This window comes from Thioalkalivibrio sp. AKL17 (genome assembly GCF_000377885.1).
Classification (GTDB): Bacteria; Pseudomonadota; Gammaproteobacteria; order Ectothiorhodospirales; family Ectothiorhodospiraceae; genus Thioalkalivibrio; species Thioalkalivibrio halophilus.
Genome location: NZ_KB898764.1, coordinates 54,159 through 72,177 on the forward strand (window position 1 = coordinate 54,159; position 18,019 = coordinate 72,177).

An 18,019-nucleotide genomic window follows, 5' to 3' on the forward strand; every position below is an offset into this window, starting at 1 on the left:
CGTGAAACGGCCCGATCTGGTATTGCTGCGCCACGCCCAGTCCGAGGATCCGTCGGCATTCGACGGCCCCGACCGCGATCGTCCCCTGACCCGTGAAGGCGAAGCGAGCGCGGCGGCAATGGCCCGTGCACTGGTGCCGCTGCTGGCGGAGCCGGCGCGGGTCTGGGTCAGCCCCTGGCACCGCGCGGCGCAGACGGCCGCGCCGCTGGCGCGGGCGCTGGCCTGCGAGGCGGAAACCGTGGACTGCCTGCGGCCGGGGCAGCTGGTGGGCCCCGAGCTGCAGGAGCGGCTGCAGAAGGAGAAGAACGGCGGCAGTATCGTGCTGGTCGGGCACGAGCCGGATCTGTCGCGCCTCGCCGGCCGCCTTCTGGGGCTGTCCGGCGGCGCGGCGCCGGTGGCCATGGGCAAGGGCGATGCCTGCGGCCTGGGCGGCCATCTGCCCGGCCCGCTGCACCTGGTCTGGCACCTGCCGCGCGGGGTGCTGGAGCGCCTCGGCGGGGCCTGACCATGACGAACGAGGGACAGGCCGGCCAGCCCGGGCAGGTCGAGACCGTCGCGGCGGTGGACCTGGGTTCCAACAGTTTTCACATGATCGTGGCGCGGCGTCAGGGCAGCGAGGTCCTGATGCAGGACCGGCTGAAGGACATGGTGCGGCTCGCCAGCGGGCTGGATGCCCGTGGCGGGCTGGACCCGGCGGTGGCCGAACGCGCCATCGCCTGCCTCGAACGCTTCGGCCAGCGCCTGCGCGGGCTGCCGCCCGGCAGCGTGCGCGCGGTGGGTACCAATACCCTGCGCCAGCTGCGCAACGCCGATCGCTTTCTGCAGCGCGCCGAGGCGGCGCTGGGGCACCCGGTGGAGATCATCGGCGGGCGCGAGGAGGCCCGCCTGGTCTATCTGGGCGTCGCCCATACCCTCGCGGACGAGGGGGACCGGCGTCTGGTGATCGACATCGGCGGCGGCAGCACCGAGTTCATCATCGGGGCGCGTTTCGAGACCGAGCGGGCCGAGAGCCTGGAGATGGGCTGTGTCAGCTTTACCCGCCGGTTTTTCCCGCGCGGGCGCCTGACCCGGCGTGCGTTCGAGGCCGCGGAACTGCAGGCCGGGCGCGAGCTGCAGCCGCTGGTCGGCGCCTATCGCCGGCTCGGCTGGCAACAGGCGCTGGGTTCGTCGGGGACCATCCTGGCCCTCAGCCGGATGGTCGAGGGGCTGGAGCTGGACCCCGAGCCGGGGCTGACGCTGGCCTCGCTGGAGGCCCTGCGCGAGCGCATGATCCGCAAGAAACGCAGCGCGGATCTGGACGACCTCCCGGGGCTCAACGAGGACCGCCGACCGGTGATCGCCGGGGGGCTGGCGGTCCTGATCGGGGCCTTCCGCGCGCTGGGAATCGAGCGTCTGCATCCCTCGGACGGTGCGTTGCGCGAGGGCGTGGTGCATGACCTGCTGGGTCGCATCCGCCACGCCGACGTGCGCGGACGCACCATCCATCACCTGCGTGAGCGCTTCGCGGTGGACGCGGAACAGGCGCGGCGCGTGCAGGCCACCGCCGACTGGCTGGCGGAGCAGGTGGCCGACGAGCTGGGCCTGGTGGCGGATGATCGCGATCGCCTGAGCTGGGCGGCGGAGCTGCACGAGATCGGCCTGGCGCTGTCGCACGCGAAGTACCACAAGCACGGGGAATACATCCTCGACTGGGCCGACCTGCCCGGGTTCTCGCGGCCGGAACAGCAGGACCTGGCGCGCCTGGTGCGGCTGCATCGGCGCAAGCTCAAGCCCTCGCTGCTGAAGGACCCGCGTCCCGGGGACGACGAAGGTTTTCGGCATCTCGTGGTGCTGCTGCGGCTGGCAGTGCTGCTGCACCGCCCACGCACCGACGACCCGCTGCCGCTGGAAACGGTGCGCCCGCGCACGGCGGGCCTGGAACTGACCTTCGCCGACGGCTGGCTGGACGCGCACCCGCTAACCCGCGCCGATCTGGAGGCCGAGGCGGTGGAACTCAAACGGGTCGGGGTTCGCCTGGAGTTCGCCTGACCGGGATCCGGGCCCGGGCTGCGCGTCCGGGCGTTACCCGCTGGTGGTCTGGGTCCCCGAGAGGGTGTCCAGCAGCCATTGCTGCACCGACCACGGCGCTTCGCCTTCCGCCGGCGTCACGCGCTGGTAGCGACCGTCCGGCAGCAGGCGCCAGGCCGTGGCGGTATCCCGCAGATAGGCGAACAGCGACTCCTCCGCCACCCGCTCGCGCATGGCCGGATCTGTCACCGGGAACGCGACCTCGACGCGGCGGAAGAAATTGCGCGGCATCCAGTCGGCGCTGGAGAGGTACAGCTCCGGTTCGCCGTCGTTGCCGAACCAGAACACCCGCGAGTGCTCGAGGAACCGTCCCAGCACCGAGCGCACCTCGATGTTCTCCGACAGCCCTTCCACCCCGGGACGCAGGGCGCAGATCCCGCGCACGATCAGCTCGATGCGCACGCCGGCCTGCGAGGCCTCGTACAGCGCCTCGATGATCGCCGCCTCGTTGAGCGAGTTCATGCGCGCGACGATGCGTGCCGGGAGTCCGGCGCGGGCATGTTCGGCCTCGCGGCGGATCTTCTCCAGCATCGCGTCGTGCAGCCGGAAGGGGGCCTGGATCAGGCGCCGCAGGCGCGAGACCTGGCCCAGCCCGGTCAGTTGCTGGAACACCCGGTGGACGTCCTCGGTGATCACCGGATCGGCGGTCATCAGGCCGTAGTCGGTGTACGCCTTGGCGGTGCCGGAGTGGTAGTTGCCGGTGCCCAGGTGGGCATAGCGGTTGATGCCGTTTTCGTCACGGCGCACCACCAGCGCCAGCTTGGCGTGGGTCTTGTAGCCGACCACGCCATAGGTCACGTGCACGCCTTCGTCCTGCATGCGGTTGGCCAGCTCGATGTTGGCGGCCTCGTCGAAGCGCGCCCGCAGCTCGATCACCACCGTCACTTCCTTGCCGTTGCGCGCGGCCTTGATCAGGGTCTCGACCAGTGGCGAGCGGGTGCCGGTGCGGTACAGGGTCTGCTTGATCGCCAGCACGTCCGGGTCGCTGGCGGCCTGACGCAGGAACTCCACCACCGGCATGAACGACTCGTAGGGGTGGTGCAGCAGCAGGTCGTGTTCGCGCACGCAGTGGAAGATCTGTTCGGCGCCCACGTGCGGGCGCGGCAGCGCGGGCACGAACGGCGGGAACTTGAGATCCGGGCGGTCGACCAGGTCGTGGACCGCCATCAGCCGGTTGAGGTTGACCAGGCCGGTGACCTGGTAGAGGGCCTCTTCCGTCAGGTTGAACTGCTGCAGAAGAAAACGGGCGACCTCCTCGGGGCAGTTGTCCGCGACCTCCAGACGCACGGCAGCGCCGTAGTTGCGCTGCGGCAGTTCGCCCTCCAGCGCGTTGAGCAGGTCGTCGATCTCCTCTTCCTGCACGAACAGGTCGGAGTTGCGGGTGAGCCGGAACTGGTAGCAGCCGGTGGCCTGCATGCCGCGGAACAGCTCGCCGACATGGGCGTGCAGGATGGAGGAGAGCAGCACGAAGTCGTTGTCCCCCGAGGCGACCTCCGGCGGCAGACGCACCAGACGCGGGAGCGAGCGCGGGGCCTGCACCACCGCGCGGCCGGATTCGCGGCCGAAGGCGTCCTTGCCCTGCAGGGTCACGATGAAGTTGAGGCTCTTGTTGAGGATCCGCGGGAACGGATGGGCCGGGTCCAGGCCAATGGGTGTGAGCACCGGCTGCAGCTGCTCGCGGAAGTAGTCCCGCACCCACGCCTGCTGCTCCGGCGTCCAGTGGGTGCGGCGCACGAAGTGGATGCCCTCGGCGGCCAGCGCCGGGATCAGTTCGTCGTTGAGGATCGCGTACTGCTCGTCCACCAGCTGGTGCGCGGCCGGGCTGATGCGGCGCAGCTGTTCCTGCGCGGACAGGCCGTCGGGGCCGGGCGCGCTGACGTTCAGTTCGACCTGCTGCAGCAGCGAACCGACGCGGACCTCGAAGAACTCGTCGAGATTGGTCGAGGAGATGCTGAGATAACGCAGGCGTTCCAGCAGAGGAAAGCCGGGTTCCCGCGCGAGTTCCAGCACCCGGCGGTTGAATTCCAGCAGCGAGAGTTCACGGTTGAGAAAACGGTCGTTGGCTTCCAAGTCGGTATCCTGCATCGGGGACGGGTACATCCGGAATCCGTCCAGTCCAGAGCGGCGATGTTACGTTGCGAAGAAAAGGTATCACGACGCCCGCACCGGCGGCCCGGCAAAGGTCGAGTGGTGTACTCGGGAATTGCATCGCCCGCCCAAGGTGACTATCGTTAGCGGGTTCGGGATCGCCCGTGAAGGGGCGGTCCCCGCGAGACATCACCACGAATAACGAACGAACGCGAAGAAGGAGGTCCCATGACCTACGAACTGCCCGATCTGCCGTACGCGAAGGACGCCCTGGAGCCCCACATCTCCGCCGAGACGCTGGAATACCACCACGACAAGCACCACGCGACCTACGTGACCAAGCTCAACGGCCTGCTGCCGGGCTCCGAGTTCGAGAATGCCTCGCTGGAGGACATCATCAGGAAGGCCCCGGCCGGCGGCATCTTCAACAACGGCGCCCAGGTCTGGAACCACACCTTCTACTTCAACTGCATGGGTCCGAATGCGGGTGGCGAGCCCTCCGGCAAGCTGGCGGACGCCATCAACAGCGCCTTCGGTTCGTTCGACGCCTTCAAGGAGAAGTTCAACGAGATGGCGGTCGGCAACTTCGGTTCCGGCTGGACCTGGCTGGTGCAGAACGGCGACGGCTCGCTGGAGATCGTCAATACCTCGAACGCCGCGAACCCGATGCGCGACGGCCAGACCCCGCTGCTGACCTGCGACGTGTGGGAGCATGCCTACTACATCGATTATCGCAATGCGCGCCCGAAGTACCTCGAGAACTTCTGGAGCGTGGTGAACTGGGACTTCGTCGCCCGGCAGATGCAGTAAGATCGGCGACGAGCCCGGCGGGTTCCCGCAAGAGGGTTCCGCGCCGGGTGTCCGACCCGCATTCCGGAAGCCGGCGGCCACCCGCCGGCTTTCGCGTTTGGAGAACGGAACATGAACGATTTCCTGCAGCAGACCTACAATCGCCTGCCGGTCGCCTTCGAGCGCGGCGAGGGTGCCTGGTTGTGGGACACCGAGGGCCGGCGCTATCTGGATGCGCTGTCGGGGATTGCGGTCTGCGGCCTGGGGCATGCGCATCCGCGGGTGGCCAGTGCGGTCTGTGATCAGGCCTCCACCCTGGTGCACACCTCCAACCTGTACCGGGTCCCGCTGCAGGAGACGCTGGCCCGGCGGCTGTGCTCGCTCGCGGGGATGGATCGCGCGTTCTTCTGCAACTCCGGCGCCGAAGCCAACGAGGCGGCGATCAAGCTGGCGCGCCTGCACGGACGGGCGAAGGGGATCGAGCGCCCGCGCGTGATCGTGATGGACGGGAGCTTCCACGGGCGCACCATGGCGACCCTGTCCGCCACCGGCAATGCGAAGATCCAGGCCGGGTTCGAGCCGCTGGTCGAGGGGTTCGAGCATGTGCCCTACGGCGATGCGGACGCGGTGGCGGCACTGGCCGGGCAGGAAGACATCGTGGCCATCCTGGTCGAGCCGGTCACCGGCGAGGGCGGGATCCGCATCCCCCCCGACGGCTACCTGCGCCGCCTGCGGGAGATCGCCGATGCCAGCGGCTGGCTGCTGATGCTGGACGAGATCCAGGCCGGCATCGGTCGTACCGGCCAGTGGTTCGCGTTCCAGCATGAAGGCATCACCCCGGACGTGCTGAGCCTGGCCAAGGGGCTGGGCAACGGCATTCCCATCGGGGCGAATCTGGTGGCGGGGGCGGCCCGCGACCTGTTCCGGCCGGGGATGCACGGCACCACCTTCGGCGGCGGTCCGCTGGTGTCGCGCGCGGCGCTGGCGGTGCTGGACGTGATGCAGGAGGAGGCCCTGTGCGAGCAGGCCGAACGCCAGGGGCAGGCACTGCGCCGGCAGCTGCAGGAGCGCCTGGGCCACCGGCCGGAGGTCGTGGAGATCCGCGGCCGCGGCCTGATGCTGGGGATCGAGCTGGATCGGCCGGCCGGCGAGCTGGTGGGACAGGCGCTGGAGGCCGGGCTGATCCTGAACGTGACGGCGGAGCGGGTGATCCGGTTGCTGCCGCCGCTGATCATCGACGACGAACAGGTCACGCAGATCGCGAACGGCGTGGCCGACCGGGTGGATGCGTTTCTGGCATCCGGGGCCACCAGGGAGGCTTCTGCATGAATCCGCGCCATTTTCTTTCATTTCTCGATCTGTCCGCCGAAGAGACGCGCGCGGTGCTGCACCGCGCGATCGAGCTGAAACGCCAGCTGAAGGCGGGCGAACACCATGACGACCTGCTGCGGGGCAAGACCCTCGGAATGATCTTCGAGAAGTCGTCGACCCGCACCCGAGTGTCCTTCGAGGTGGGCATGCAGCAGCTCGGCGGCAACGCGCTGTTCCTGTCGCCGCGGGATACCCAGCTCGGGCGGGGCGAGCCGATCGAGGACACCGCGCGGGTGCTTTCGCGCATGGTGGACTGCGTGATGATCCGCACCTACGAGCACGAGAAGGTGGAGCTGTTCGCGCGCCATTCCTCGGTGCCGGTGATCAACGGGCTGACCGATCTGGAACACCCCGCGCAGCTGCTGGCGGATCTGCAGACCTTCTTCGAATACCGTGGCGACATCCGCGGCAAGCGCGTGGCCTGGATCGGCGACGGCAACAACATGTGCCACAGCTACATGTATGCCGCGCATCTGCTGGACTTCGAGCTGATGGCGGCCTGCCCCGAAGACTACGAACCCGAATCCTCCGTGCTGGAGGCGACCCGCGATCACGTGACCGTGACCCGTGATGCCGGCGAGGCGGCCGCGGGTGCGGATCTGGTCGTGACCGACGTGTGGGCGAGCATGGGCCAGGAGCAGGAGAAGAGCGCGCGGCGCCAGGCGTTTGCCGGGTTCTTCGTGGATCAGGCCCTGATGGATCGCGCGCAGCCGGATGCCCTGTTCATGCACTGCCTTCCGGCACATCGCGAGGAAGAGGTGGCCACCGACGTGCTGGAGGGCCCGCAGAGCGTGGTCTGGGACGAAGCGGAAAATCGCCTGCATGCGCAGAAGGCGCTGATGGAATTCCTGGTGCGCGCGGCGGACTGACGCATGCAGGAGACCACCGGGGAGGGGGAGCGAACGCCGCCGCAGGGCGCCGGCGGCGGTCCCGGACACGATCACGGCGGAACGTCCGCCGGAAGCGCTCTGCGGGCGCGCATCGGCCTGTTTCTCGGGCCGCTGGTCTTCGTGGCCTTTCTGCTGGTCCCGCCGCCGGAGGCCTTCGCCCCGGAGGCCTGGCGGGTCCTGGGCCTGACCCTGTTCATGGCCGTGTGGTGGATCAGCGAGGCGCTGCCCATCCCGGTCACGGCCCTGCTGCCCATCGCGTTGCTGCCACTGACCGGCGTGGTGGCGATGGACGAGGCTACCGCACCCTACGCCAATCCCACCATCTTTCTGTTCATGGGCGGTTTCGCGATCGCCCTGGCGGTGCAGCGCTGGGGCCTGCACCAGCGGCTGGCGCTGGCGATCCTGTCGCGTTCCGGCCGCGGTCTGCACACCCTGGTGGGTGCCTTCATGCTGGCCACCGCCGGGCTGTCGATGTGGGTCAGCAATACCGCCACCGCGGCCCTGATGTTGCCGATCGCGCTGTCGGTGCTGGGGCTGATGGAGCGCGACGGGGGCCAGGGCCTGCAGGGCATGGCGCCGGACAGCCGCAGTCCGGCCCTGGCGCTGCTGCTGGGCATCGCTTTCGCGGCCAACATCGGCGGCATGGCCACCATCATCGGTTCCCCGCCCAATGCGCTGACCGTCGCGTTTCTCAATGACCGCTACGAGCTCGGGATCGGTTTCATCGACTGGATGCTGCTGGGCCTGCCGTTGTCGCTGACGCTGCTGCTCATTGCCTGGATCCTGCTGACCCGCTGGGTGTTCCCGGTGCATCGCATTCGCCTCAACGGGCTCGACCGCATGCTGCAGGAGCAGGTAGGCGATCTGGGGCCGTGGAGCCATGCGGAGTTGCGCGTGGCGACGGTGTTCCTGCTGGTGGCGCTGGCCTGGATGTTTCGTCCCCTGCTGGAGGCGTGGCTGCCGCTGGAACTGACGGACGCCGGGATCGCGATCCTCGGGGCCGGGCTGCTGTTCCTGATCCCTTCCGGGGCCTCGGGTCAGCGGCGGCTGCTGTGCTGGGACAACACGCGGGAGCTGCCCTGGGGGGTGCTGCTGCTCGTGGGTGGCGGTCTCAGTCTCGGCTCCGCGATTGAATCCTCGGGCCTGGCGGAACTGACCGCCGAGGCGCTGATGGGCGCGCAGGCCTGGCCGCTGCTGCTGGTGATCGCGGGGGTGGTGCTGGCCACCATGACCCTCAGCCACGTGACCAGCAATACCGCCACCGCCGCCACCCTGCTGCCACTGGTGGCCGCGCTCGCGCTGCGCATGGACGTGCCGGTGGGGCTGATGACCCTGCCGGTGGCGTTCGCCGCGTCGGTCGCGTTCATGTTGCCAGTGGCCACGCCGCCCAACGCCATCGTGTTTGCCTCCAATCGCCTGCGCGTGGTGGACATGATCCGCGGCGGGGCCCTGCTGTCGGTGGTCGCCATCGTGCTGGTCAGCCTCGCGGTGTATGCGCTCGCCGAGCCGTTGCTGCTGCGGCACGTGGGCTGAAAGCGGGGGGAGGGAGCGTGACCCGCGCGGCTCAAGTCAGGCCGCTGCCGGCCGCTAGCGGGAGCGAGAGACTCGCAGAACGGCGCCCGTAACTCCGGGCGCGAAGAAAGCTTCAAGGGAGAGAGAGATGCTCAGGAATATCCGGATCGGAACCCGCCTTATGGGCGGCGTCACCCTCGTGGTGGTCGCGGTCGTGGTGCTCACGCTGGTGGTGGTGATGAACAGCCTCGGCAACATGGCGGACCGCGCGGAACAGCGTGAACTCAACGACCTGAGTGAACTGCTGATCCGGCAGCTCGATCAGGAGGCCGATCGCGGGACCGCGATGGCGCAGGCCGTGGCCGCCATTCCGGACGTGCAACAGGCCTTCGCCCGGCGCGACCGCGAACGCCTGCACGAGATGACGGTCCCGGGATTTGATCATCTCTACGAGGAATACGGCGTACGCCAGTATCAGTTCCATACGCCGCCGGCGACGTCCTTCCTGCGGGTGCACCGTCCGGATCGCTACGACGATGACCTCTCCGGGTTTCGCCAGACCGTGGTCGACACCAACCGCGACCGCCGGCCGATCTCCGGGCTCGAGGAAGGGGTGGCCGGCCTGGGCATCCGCGGCATCGTCCCGGTCTCCCACGAGGGTGAACATATCGGGTCGCTGGAATTCGGCATGGCGTTTGACGATGCCTTCTTCGAGGACTTCACGGCGGATACGGAAGCCCCGGTGGCCCTCTACCTGCAGCGCGACGGTACCTTCGAGGCGTTCGGCAGCACCATCGACGGCGATTCCACGTTCAGTCGCGAGGAGATGGAGCGGATTGCCGGCGGCGAGGAACTGGTGCGCCGGACCGAGCACGACGGTCGTCCGATGGCGGTGGTCGGGCGTCCGGTGGAAGACTTCTCCGGTGAGCCGGTGGGCGTGCTGGAGCTGATGGTCGATCGCAGCGATTACGTGGCGATGGCCCGCAATGCCACGGCCACCGTAGTGGGTGTGGGCGTGGCCGCCATCGGCCTCGGCCTGCTGCTGGCCTGGCTGCTTTCGCGCAGTATCGTGCGGCCGCTGCGCGATACGGTCGAGCGTCTGGACGACATCGCGTCCGGCGACGGGGACCTGACGCGCCGGCTGGAGGCCGACGGCAACAACGAACTCGGGGATCTGGCCGCGGCGTTCAACCGTTTCGTGAGCAAGATCCATGATCTGGTGAAGGAAGTTGCCGCCGGAGGCGACCAGGTGGCGGCTGCGGCCAACGAGCTGTCGGCGACCAGCGAGCAGACCAACGAACAGGTGGGCCGCCAGCAGTCCGAGATCGACCAGGTGGCCACGGCCATGAACGAGATGACCGCGACCGTGGCCGAGGTGGCCCGCAACGCCACCGAAGCGGCGGAAGCCGCTCAGAGCACGGACAAGGATGCGGCCCATGGCCGGGAGCTGGTGGAGCAGACCGTCAGTGCGATCAACACCCTGTCCACCCAGGTGGAGAACACCGCGCAGGTGATCGAGCGGTTGTCGACCGATGCCGAGGAAATCAACAAGGTGCTGGAGGTGATCGGGGACATCGCCGATCAAACCAACCTGCTGGCGCTGAACGCGGCCATCGAGGCGGCGCGGGCCGGCGAGCAGGGCCGCGGCTTTGCGGTGGTGGCCGACGAAGTGCGCACGCTGGCGAGCCGGACCCAGGATTCGACCCAGGAGATCCAGGGGATGATCGAGCGGGTGCAGAACGGCACGCGCGACGCGGTGAAGGCCATGGAGGACGGACGCCGGCAGGCGCATTCCAGCGTGGAACAGGTGAACGATGCGGGGCAGTCGCTGCAGTCGATCACGCAGTCCATCAGCAGCATCTCGGACATGAACACGCAGATCGCCAGCGCGGCCGAAGAGCAGTCCTCGGTGGCCGAGGAGATCAACCGCAACGTCTCCAACATCACCCAGGTGCTGGACGAGACCGTGGCCGGATCGCAGCAGATCGCCAACGCCTCGGAGGAGCTGTCGAAGCTGGCCTCGGCGCAGCAGGAGCGCACCGGGCGCTTCCGTGTCTGACCGTGGGTCCTGCCGGCCGGGGTGTTGTGCCCCGTGCCGGAGGATGGGTTTTCGTGACGGCGGCCGATTCGGATCAAGGTTTCCGGACGGCCGCCGTTAGTATGTGAAGGTATGCTGATTTGGCCATCCGGCCGGGCAGGGCCCGGCAGAATGCGCATCGATCAGAATGCCGTAACACCAAAAGAGGGAAAGCCATGCTCAGGAATATCCGTATCGGAACGCGCTTGATGGGCGGCGTCACCATCGTTGTGGTGGCGGTCGTGGTGCTCACGCTGGTGGTGGTGATGAACAGCCTCGGCAACATGGCGGACCGCGCGGAGCAACGGGAACTGAACGACCTGAGCGGGCTGCTGATCCGCCAGCTGGAGCAGGAAGCCGAACGGGGCGAATCGATGGCGCGGGCCATCGCCGAGATTCCGGTGATTCAGCAGGCGTTCGCCGAGGGGGATCGTGAGCGCCTGCTGGAACTGACCCAGCCGGGATATGGCCAGCTGCGCGACGAGCACGACGTGCGCCAGTATCACTTCCATACGCCGCCGGCGACCTCTTTCCTGCGTACCCACAGTCCCGACAACTACGGCGACGACCTGTCGGACGTGCGCCAGACGATCCTGGAAGTGAACCGCAATCGGCAGCCGATTACCGGGCTGGAAGAGGGCCCGTTCGGCATCGGGATCCGCGGGATGGTGCCGGTGTCCTACCAGAACGAGCACATCGGCTCGCTGGAATTCGGCATGGCCTTCGATGACGCATTCTTCGAGTCCTTCACCGAAGAAACCGGATCACCCGTGGCGGTACACCTCGATCGTGATGGCGGTTTCGAGGTCTTTGCCGGCACCATCAATGGCGAGTCGACCTTCAGTCGGGAGGAGATGCGGCGCATCCTCGACGGCGAGGAGATGATCCGCAACGTTCGCCACGACGGCCGCCCGATGGCCGTGGTCGGGCGCGCGGTGGAGGATTTCTCCGGCGAGCCGGTGGGCGTGCTGGAGCTGATGGTCGATCGCAGCGAATACGTGGCGATGGCCCGCAATGCCACCACCACCGTGGTGGCGGTGGGCGTGGTCGCCATTGGTCTCGGCCTGCTGCTGGCCTGGCTGCTGTCGCGCAGCATCGTGCGGCCGCTGCGCCAGACCGTCACGCGCCTGGACGACATCGCGTCCGGCGATGGTGACCTGACGCGCCGGCTGGAGGCCGACGGCAACAATGAGCTGGGGGATCTGGCGGCGGCGTTCAACCGCTTCGTGGGCAAGATCCAGGACCTGGTCAAGGAAGTCGCCGCCGGTGGCGACCAGGTGGCGGCCGCGGCCAACGAGCTGTCCGCGACCAGCGAACAGACCAACGGTCAGGTCACGCGGCAGAAGGACGAGGTCGACCAGGTGGCCACCGCGATGAACGAGATGACCGCGACGGTGGCCGAGGTCGCGCGCAACGCCTCCGACGCGGCCACGGCGGCCCAGACCACCGACCAGGATGCCAACGCCGGGCGCGAGCTGGTGCAGCAGACGGTGCAGTCGATCAACCACCTGACCTCGCAGGTGGACAACACCGCCGAAGTGATCGAACGGCTGTCCACGGACGCCGAGGAAATCAACAAGGTGCTGGAGGTGATCGGGGACATCGCCGATCAGACCAACCTGCTGGCGCTGAACGCGGCCATCGAGGCGGCGCGGGCCGGCGAGCAGGGCCGCGGCTTTGCGGTGGTGGCCGACGAGGTGCGCACGCTGGCGAGCCGGACCCAGGATTCGACCCACGAGATCCAGGGCATGATCGAACGCGTCCAGAACGGCACGCGCGAGGCGGTTCAGGCGATGGAAGAGGGCAAGAACCGGGCGCATTCCAGCCGCGAGAAGGTGAACGAGGCGGGCGAGTCGCTGGAGTCGATCACGCAGTCGGTGACGACCATCTCGGAGATGAACACGCAGATCGCCAGTGCGGCGGAGGAACAGTCCTCGGTGGCCGAGGAGATCAACCGCAACATCTCCAACATCACCCAGGTGCTGGACGAGACGGCCAGCGGCTCGCGCGAGATCGCGAATGCCTCCGAGGAGCTGTCGAAACTGGCTTCCGAACAGCAGCAGCGGGTTGGACACTTCCGGGTCTGATCCGGTCTCGAGGGGGTGGCCACGTGCCGCCCCCTGTCATTTGCGGGTTCAGGAGCCCTCGGTATTGCGGTCGGCTCCGGCCCGGTCCGGATCAAAGCGCGACTCGAGGTAGTCGATGATCGCGCCCGACTCGTACAGCCAGCGCACGCTGCCGCCTCCTTCCTCGATCCGCAGGCAGGGGACCTGCAGCTTGCCGCCTTCCGTCTGCAGGGTCTCGCGGTGTTCGCCGGCCGGCTGGGCATTGCGCAGTTCGATGTCCAGCGACAGGCGCTGCATGGCACGGCGCGCCTTGATACAGAACGGACAGGCGGGGAAGTGGTAGAGCGCGAGGGCGCGGGTCTGTTCGTCCACCCGTGCCTGCTCTTCGGGATCACGCTGGATTCCGCGCGGGCGGGTCACCTTCTCGCCCACGAGCATGAAGGGCGTGAGAACCAGGCGCACGCCGCGGAAAAAGAGTCGGATCAGGGGTCGCATCCGCCAAGGATGCCACAGCTCCGGTGCGCGACCAATCGCGGCGCTGTCCGGTCCGTGTTCTGTGTCAGCCGACCAGCTCGAAGCGCTCGTTCCCGGAGAGGACGATCATGTCGCCGTTGTTGCGGGTGGCCAGCTGTTCGCGAATGGTCTGCTCGTAGCCGGGTTTGAGGTGTGTGATCGCGATTCTCGGCCGATGCCGCAGGTGGTCGAGGTCGCGTACCAGCTGCAACGGGGTGTAGTGGCGGGTGGCGCCGGCGAGGTGATCCATCTCGTCCGGCAGCCCGGTCTCGATCATCAGCAGGTCGAGGCGGGGCAGCTCATTGAGGGTCTGCCACAGGTGCCGGGTCGAGGTGGTATCCCCGCTGAAGGCGAAGGCCCCGATGTCGGGGCGGCTGACCGAATAGCCCACCGCCGGAACGGTGTGTCTCGCGGGGAGGGCGGTGATCCAGCGTCCGTCGAGGTCGATCTGTTCGCCGGGTTCGAGAGCGCGAAAACGCAGCGCGGGATGCTCCGGGGTTGGAAGGGCGGTGAAATCCGGCCAGATCACCCAGTTGAAGATGTGGCGCTGAAGCGCTTCCAGGGTGTCGGGCAGCGCGTGAACGGTTACCGGCGGGGCGTCCACCCGGAACACGGTGTCGATCAGGAAAGGCAGGAACGCCACGTGGTCCAGATGCGAGTGTGTCAGGAAGACGTGCCGGATGGCCTGGAGCTCCGGGAGTTCCAGGTCGCCCACGCCGCTGCCGGCGTCGATCAGGATGTCCCGGTCGATCAGAATGGAGGTCGTTCGGCGACCCGGCCCGATACCGCCGCTGGCTCCCAGGATACGCACGGAGAGACTCGTTCCGGACTCCGGCGAAGAGGTATGGGGCCAGTCATCAATGTGAGGATGCGCGCTCATGAGCTGTGGCAAATGACTCGATCAGAAAGCTCATTCTAGGCGGCTGCCTGTCATGCCGCACGCGAAACGGCGCACGGATTGTGGCACCCGTTACCGAAATGCGACCCGTTCCCGGGAACAACCGGATGGCCGCCGGGGTTCCCGTGGCCTTGGGTCCCTGCTAGAATGCGCAGCATCTCGAGGGGCGGTAGCTCAGCTGGGAGAGCGTCGCGTTCGCAACGCGAAGGTCGGGAGTTCGATCCTCCTCCGCTCCACCAAACACCCCAGAAAATCAGGAAGTTATAGGGCAAAAAACGCCATATATACCATCCTGTTTGCCATTCTTAGGAACGGTAGGCCCCGCCGGTAAATTACTGGCGGGGCTTTTTTGTGCGCCCGTCGGATGCGCCCCCATTGGACGCCGGGCCGCGACGCGATGTCCGGCGCGAGTCGAAGTGGAGAACGCCCAGACGAATCCCGAGGGGGCATTCCGGTTCAGGCAGCGGCTTCCCGGGCCATCGCGCCGAGGCGCGCCAGTGCACGTTCGAGGCGCGCGCCCCAGGGCTGAGCGCAGTTCAGGCGCAGGTGATGACGGTACTTGCCGGTCGGCGAGAAGAGCGGGCCGGGTGCGATGCTGATCCCCTCGCCCAGGGCCCGGCGATACAGGGCCAGCGCATCGACGGCCTCCGGGAGCTCCAGCCAGAGAACGAAGCCGCCGGCCGGTCGCGTCTGGCGTGTCCCGGACGGGAAATGACGAGCTACCGCCCGGCTCACGCGATCCACCGCGCGGGCGTAATCACCGCGCACTCGGCGCAGATAGCGGTCGTAGCCACCGCGCTCCAGGAAGTCGGTCACCGCCAGTCCCGGCCAGGCGGGCGTGGAGGAACTGCCGGAATACTTCAGATACTCCACTCTGTCGCGGAAGCGTCCGGGCACGGCCCAGCCGACCCGCAACCCCGGCGACAATGTCTTGGAGAAGGAACCGCAGTAGAGCACCCCGCCCCGGGTCTCGAACGCCCGGGCCGCCCACGGCCGCGGCCCCTCGAAGGCCAGATCCCCGTAAACGTCATCCTCGATCAGCGGCACCCCACGATCCTCCAGCAGCTCCACCAGGGCACGCTTGCGCTCGTCGCCAGCGCAGTGCCCCAGCGGATTGCCGAAGTTGGGCATGAGCAATGCCGCCTTCACCGGCCACTGGTCCAGCGCCAGCGCCAGGGCCTCCGGCACAATGCCTTCGTCCGGATCGGTGGGAATCTCCAGTGCCCGCAGCCCCAGCGCCTCGATCGCCTGCAGCAGGCCGTAGAACGTGGGTGACTCGATCGCCACCACGTCGCCGGGTTCGGTGACCGCGCGCAACGAAAGCGCCAGCGCCTCCTGGGCACCGTTGGTCACCACCACCTCCTCCGGGGTAATCTGGCAGCCGGCATCCGCCATGCGCCGCGCGATCTGCTGCCGCAGCTCGTACGGCCCGGGCGGAAATGCGTAATCCAGCTCCCGGCCACCCCAGCGCGCCGGCGAACGCGCGCCGCAGGCCACGTGCCGGGAGAAAACCCGCGTGCGGAACCGCCGCACCGAGCTGGATCACATCGGGATCGCCGGCCGCCTGCACCACCCGCAGCACCAGTGCCTGACTGGTCACCGCTACCGGCTCGTTCGCCGGCCTGGAAGGTGCCGGCCGCTCCGGCGGCCGCCACGGATGACGGCGCACGTAATATCCCGAACGCGGGCGGGCCTCGATCAGCCCGCGATCCTCCAGCAGGTGCTCGGCGGCCACCACCGTGGAAATGCTCACCCCGAACTGGGCTGCCAGCTTGCGTACCCCGGGCAGCCGGTCACCGGGCCCGTGCACGCGGGCCTCGATCGCTTCCTCCAGCGCTCTGGCTACCGCCTCGTAGCGATGCGCCGCCGGCCTTTCCGTCACAGTTGCCTCCGGAACCCATCGGTACAGTTCTCATATAGCCCAAACTGTACCGGTTCATTGCACACCCTACTACATCTGCAATGATCCGCGGCTCCGGCGTAGGCTTTGTCGGTGTCAGCGGCGAGCTGCCGCGCAACCAAGGAGCACTGCATGAGCATTCAGAACCTCGACACCGGCAATCAGTACGGTCAGTACACCCCTGACTTTGTCGACTACTGGGACGACCTGGTCGGCTGGGAAGGCCGCACCGAATCCGAAGGTGGTTTCTACGAGCGGCTGGTGAAAAACGCCGGCGGCCGCGAAGTCGCCGACGTCGCCTGCGGCACCGGCTTCAACGCGATCAACCTGGCCCGTTCCGGCCTGGTGGTCACCGCCACCGACGGCTCCGAGAACATGCTGGCCAAGACCCGCGAAAACGCGCAGCGACTCGGTGTCACGCTGGCTCACACCCAGGTGGCCGACTGGGTTCAGCTCGACCGCCAGCTGGGCGAAGAGCGTTTCGACGCGCTGGTGTGCCTGGGCAACTCGTTTACCCACCTGTTCGAGCACGAAGCCCGGCGCGACGCCATGCATGCCTTCTTCCGGGCGCTGCGCCCCGGCGGCATGATCATCCTGGACCACCGCAATTACGATTCCATGCTGGACAACGGTTACAACTCGAAGCACCAGCACTACTACACCGGCAAGGGCGTGGAGGCCTATCCGGCGGAACTCAACCGCTACCTCGCCCGGTTCGAGTACAAGTTCCCGGACGGGGCGCACTTCCAGCTCAACATGTACCCCCTGCGCCAGGACTATGTCTCCCACCTGCTGGAAGATGCCGGCTTCATCAACGTGAACCGTTACGGTGATTTCGCCACCCCCTACGAGCGTGACGAGGTCGATTTCATTCAGCAGGTCGCCTACCGCCCTCGCACCTGAGGAACTCCCGGAGGTCCGCCCCCCGCCGCCCACACAGGTCCGCACCAGTGGTGGGCGGGCCTGCCCCCTGCTGCGTGCGGTCCCCCGCCAACGCCCTGCGAACAACCACTCCAGCACCTCGAGTGGAGCCCGGTAGCCGAGCCGCTTCGTCATCCCTGGACAACGCCATCGCGGAGAGGACATCGCGATCCTGGCCAACCGGCACCGGGTCTACCAAACGGCTCAACAGGCTAACCCCGCCCGCTGGTCCCGCCACACCCGGGACTGGACACCGATCGATCACGTCTGGCTCAACCCACCGAAGGAGCATGCCGAAATCCAAGCTCCGGCGGGTTCTCACGCCGCATGAAAAAGCGGACAACTATGTTGACAAACACCGCCGACATCAAGAAGAAGGGCGCGGGTGTGCTGCGCGACAAGCCCAGCATCCACTGGAAGAAGGATCGCGGCAAGGATGTCGAGTCGGCCCCCTGGTTCGACACCTTTGGCGGCGAGCGGATCAACGATCACCACCTGACCCTGGCCGAGAAGCGGGCGGCGCGTGGTGTGTAATGCCCGAGGATGGGGGCTGTCGCGGGGGTGCCCGTTCCTGCCTCGGTGACCCGGAACGAAGCTAACAGGATGTCCGGACGCTAACAAAAAAAATGTTAGCGTTAGAAAATTGTGTTAGCGTTGCCCGACGATGACGCTAGGCAAGGCATTTGCGCGGTACTTCGAGCAGGAGACGGGGCTGCCCGTGACCTGGGGGCGGGCTTTGCCTGCCAATCTGCCGACATACCTGCGCCAACTGTTCGAGCTGCACGAATGCACGGTCGACGGCGAGCGCGCGGTGGCGTTGCTGCTGCGCGACGAGGGCCGAATTCGGGGCACCCGCGCCTTTGTCGCGCAGATCGAGAAGGCCATGGAATTGGCGGGCGAGGCGGACTCGGCGTACTGCCTGGTGGC

General features: G+C 67.6%; 13 protein-coding genes, 1 tRNA gene and 3 pseudogenes. 13 read left to right on the top strand and 4 right to left on the bottom strand.

Translation table 11 applies throughout. From position 1 onward, the window contains the following. Position 1: 1 nt before the first annotated feature. On the top strand, positions 2-505 hold the full coding sequence (locus D577_RS0100270) for a histidine phosphatase family protein (RefSeq protein ID WP_018945611.1): 504 nt from the start codon (positions 2-4) through the stop codon (positions 503-505). Between the two features lie 2 nt (positions 506-507). Then, complete coding sequence (locus D577_RS0100275; RefSeq protein WP_018945612.1) at positions 508-2,028, top strand: Ppx/GppA phosphatase family protein; 1,521 nt, start codon at positions 508-510, stop codon at positions 2,026-2,028. 33 nt (positions 2,029-2,061) lie between these two features. On the opposite strand, the gene ppk1 is transcribed toward D577_RS0100275, so the two are convergent. After that, complete coding sequence (ppk1, locus tag D577_RS0100280) at positions 2,062-4,152, bottom strand: polyphosphate kinase 1 (RefSeq protein ID WP_026288817.1); 2,091 nt, start codon at positions 4,150-4,152, stop codon at positions 2,062-2,064. Positions 4,153-4,383: 231 nt separating this feature from the next. Between ppk1 and D577_RS0100285 the strand changes: the two genes are divergently transcribed. The 6 genes from D577_RS0100285 (at position 4,384) to D577_RS0100310 (ending at position 12,881) form a co-directional block, all read left to right on the top strand. After that, on the top strand, positions 4,384-4,965 hold the full coding sequence (locus D577_RS0100285; protein ID WP_018945614.1) for a superoxide dismutase: 582 nt from the start codon (positions 4,384-4,386) through the stop codon (positions 4,963-4,965). 111 nt (positions 4,966-5,076) lie between these two features. After that, complete coding sequence (locus D577_RS0100290) at positions 5,077-6,273, top strand: acetylornithine transaminase (RefSeq protein ID WP_018945615.1); 1,197 nt, start codon at positions 5,077-5,079, stop codon at positions 6,271-6,273. Continuing rightward, positions 6,270-7,184: an ornithine carbamoyltransferase gene (argF, locus tag D577_RS0100295; protein ID WP_018945616.1), complete on the top strand. Its 915-nt coding sequence runs from the start codon at positions 6,270-6,272 to the stop codon at positions 7,182-7,184. Before D577_RS0100290 ends, argF begins: the two co-directional genes overlap by 4 nt. Before the next feature lie 3 nt (positions 7,185-7,187). After that, on the top strand, positions 7,188-8,738 hold the full coding sequence (locus D577_RS0100300; RefSeq protein ID WP_018945617.1) for a DASS family sodium-coupled anion symporter: 1,551 nt from the start codon (positions 7,188-7,190) through the stop codon (positions 8,736-8,738). A 127-nt stretch (positions 8,739-8,865) separates the two neighbouring features. After that, positions 8,866-10,776 (top strand): methyl-accepting chemotaxis protein, encoded by a 1,911-nt coding sequence (locus D577_RS0100305; protein ID WP_026288818.1) that lies wholly within the window; start codon positions 8,866-8,868, stop codon positions 10,774-10,776. Positions 10,777-10,970: 194 nt separating this feature from the next. Then, a complete protein-coding gene (locus D577_RS0100310; RefSeq protein WP_026288819.1) occupies positions 10,971-12,881 on the top strand; it encodes a methyl-accepting chemotaxis protein in 1,911 nt (636 codons plus the stop codon). Positions 12,882-12,929: 48 nt separating this feature from the next. On the opposite strand, the gene D577_RS0100315 is transcribed toward D577_RS0100310, so the two are convergent. Both D577_RS0100315 and D577_RS0100320 read right to left on the bottom strand, forming a co-directional pair. Further along, the gene (locus D577_RS0100315) at positions 12,930-13,355 is read right to left on the bottom strand and encodes a glutathione S-transferase N-terminal domain-containing protein (protein WP_018945620.1); all 426 of its coding nucleotides are present in this window, start codon (positions 13,353-13,355) and stop codon (positions 12,930-12,932) included. A gap of 64 nt (positions 13,356-13,419) precedes the next feature. Beyond that, on the bottom strand, positions 13,420-14,253 hold the full coding sequence (locus D577_RS0100320) for an MBL fold metallo-hydrolase (protein WP_051073598.1): 834 nt from the start codon (positions 14,251-14,253) through the stop codon (positions 13,420-13,422). Between the two features lie 181 nt (positions 14,254-14,434). On the opposite strand from D577_RS0100320, the gene D577_RS0100325 reads away from it, so the two are divergent. Further along, positions 14,435-14,510, top strand: a tRNA-Ala gene (locus D577_RS0100325). Between the two features lie 217 nt (positions 14,511-14,727). On the opposite strand, the pseudogene D577_RS13475 reads toward D577_RS0100325, so the two are convergent. Further along, positions 14,728-16,153, bottom strand: a pseudogene (locus D577_RS13475) (PLP-dependent aminotransferase family protein). A 150-nt stretch (positions 16,154-16,303) separates the two neighbouring features. On the opposite strand from D577_RS13475, the gene D577_RS0100335 reads away from it, so the two are divergent. From D577_RS0100335 to D577_RS13480, 4 genes and pseudogenes are all read left to right on the top strand, one after another. Continuing rightward, the gene (locus D577_RS0100335; protein ID WP_018945622.1) at positions 16,304-17,074 is read left to right on the top strand and encodes a bifunctional 2-polyprenyl-6-hydroxyphenol methylase/3-demethylubiquinol 3-O-methyltransferase UbiG; all 771 of its coding nucleotides are present in this window, start codon (positions 16,304-16,306) and stop codon (positions 17,072-17,074) included. A gap of 142 nt (positions 17,075-17,216) precedes the next feature. Beyond that, a pseudogene (locus D577_RS14410) lies at positions 17,217-17,423 on the top strand (IS3 family transposase); the annotation flags it as partial. A gap of 14 nt (positions 17,424-17,437) precedes the next feature. Beyond that, the gene (locus tag D577_RS0100340) at positions 17,438-17,626 is read left to right on the top strand and encodes a hypothetical protein (RefSeq protein ID WP_018945623.1); all 189 of its coding nucleotides are present in this window, start codon (positions 17,438-17,440) and stop codon (positions 17,624-17,626) included. A 130-nt stretch (positions 17,627-17,756) separates the two neighbouring features. After that, positions 17,757-18,019, top strand: a pseudogene (locus tag D577_RS13480) (hypothetical protein); the annotation flags it as partial.

Excerpts from the sequence above, each read along its gene's own strand:
- D577_RS0100275 (WP_018945612.1), top strand. The coding sequence starts at position 508 with ATGACGAACGAGGGACAGGCCGGCCAGCCCGGGCAGGTCGAGACCGTC.
- ppk1 (WP_026288817.1), bottom strand. The coding sequence starts at position 4,152 with ATGCAGGATACCGACTTGGAAGCCAACGACCGTTTTCTCAACCGTGAA.
- D577_RS0100285 (WP_018945614.1), top strand. The coding sequence starts at position 4,384 with ATGACCTACGAACTGCCCGATCTGCCGTACGCGAAGGACGCCCTGGAG.
- D577_RS0100290 (WP_018945615.1), top strand. The coding sequence starts at position 5,077 with ATGAACGATTTCCTGCAGCAGACCTACAATCGCCTGCCGGTCGCCTTC.
- argF (WP_018945616.1), top strand. The coding sequence starts at position 6,270 with ATGAATCCGCGCCATTTTCTTTCATTTCTCGATCTGTCCGCCGAAGAG.
- D577_RS0100300 (WP_018945617.1), top strand. The coding sequence starts at position 7,188 with ATGCAGGAGACCACCGGGGAGGGGGAGCGAACGCCGCCGCAGGGCGCC.
- D577_RS0100305 (WP_026288818.1), top strand. The coding sequence starts at position 8,866 with ATGCTCAGGAATATCCGGATCGGAACCCGCCTTATGGGCGGCGTCACC.
- D577_RS0100310 (WP_026288819.1), top strand. The coding sequence starts at position 10,971 with ATGCTCAGGAATATCCGTATCGGAACGCGCTTGATGGGCGGCGTCACC.
- D577_RS0100315 (WP_018945620.1), bottom strand. The coding sequence starts at position 13,355 with ATGCGACCCCTGATCCGACTCTTTTTCCGCGGCGTGCGCCTGGTTCTC.
- D577_RS0100320 (WP_051073598.1), bottom strand. The coding sequence starts at position 14,253 with ATGAGCGCGCATCCTCACATTGATGACTGGCCCCATACCTCTTCGCCG.
- D577_RS0100335 (WP_018945622.1), top strand. The coding sequence starts at position 16,304 with ATGAGCATTCAGAACCTCGACACCGGCAATCAGTACGGTCAGTACACC.
- D577_RS0100340 (WP_018945623.1), top strand. The coding sequence starts at position 17,438 with ATGTTGACAAACACCGCCGACATCAAGAAGAAGGGCGCGGGTGTGCTG.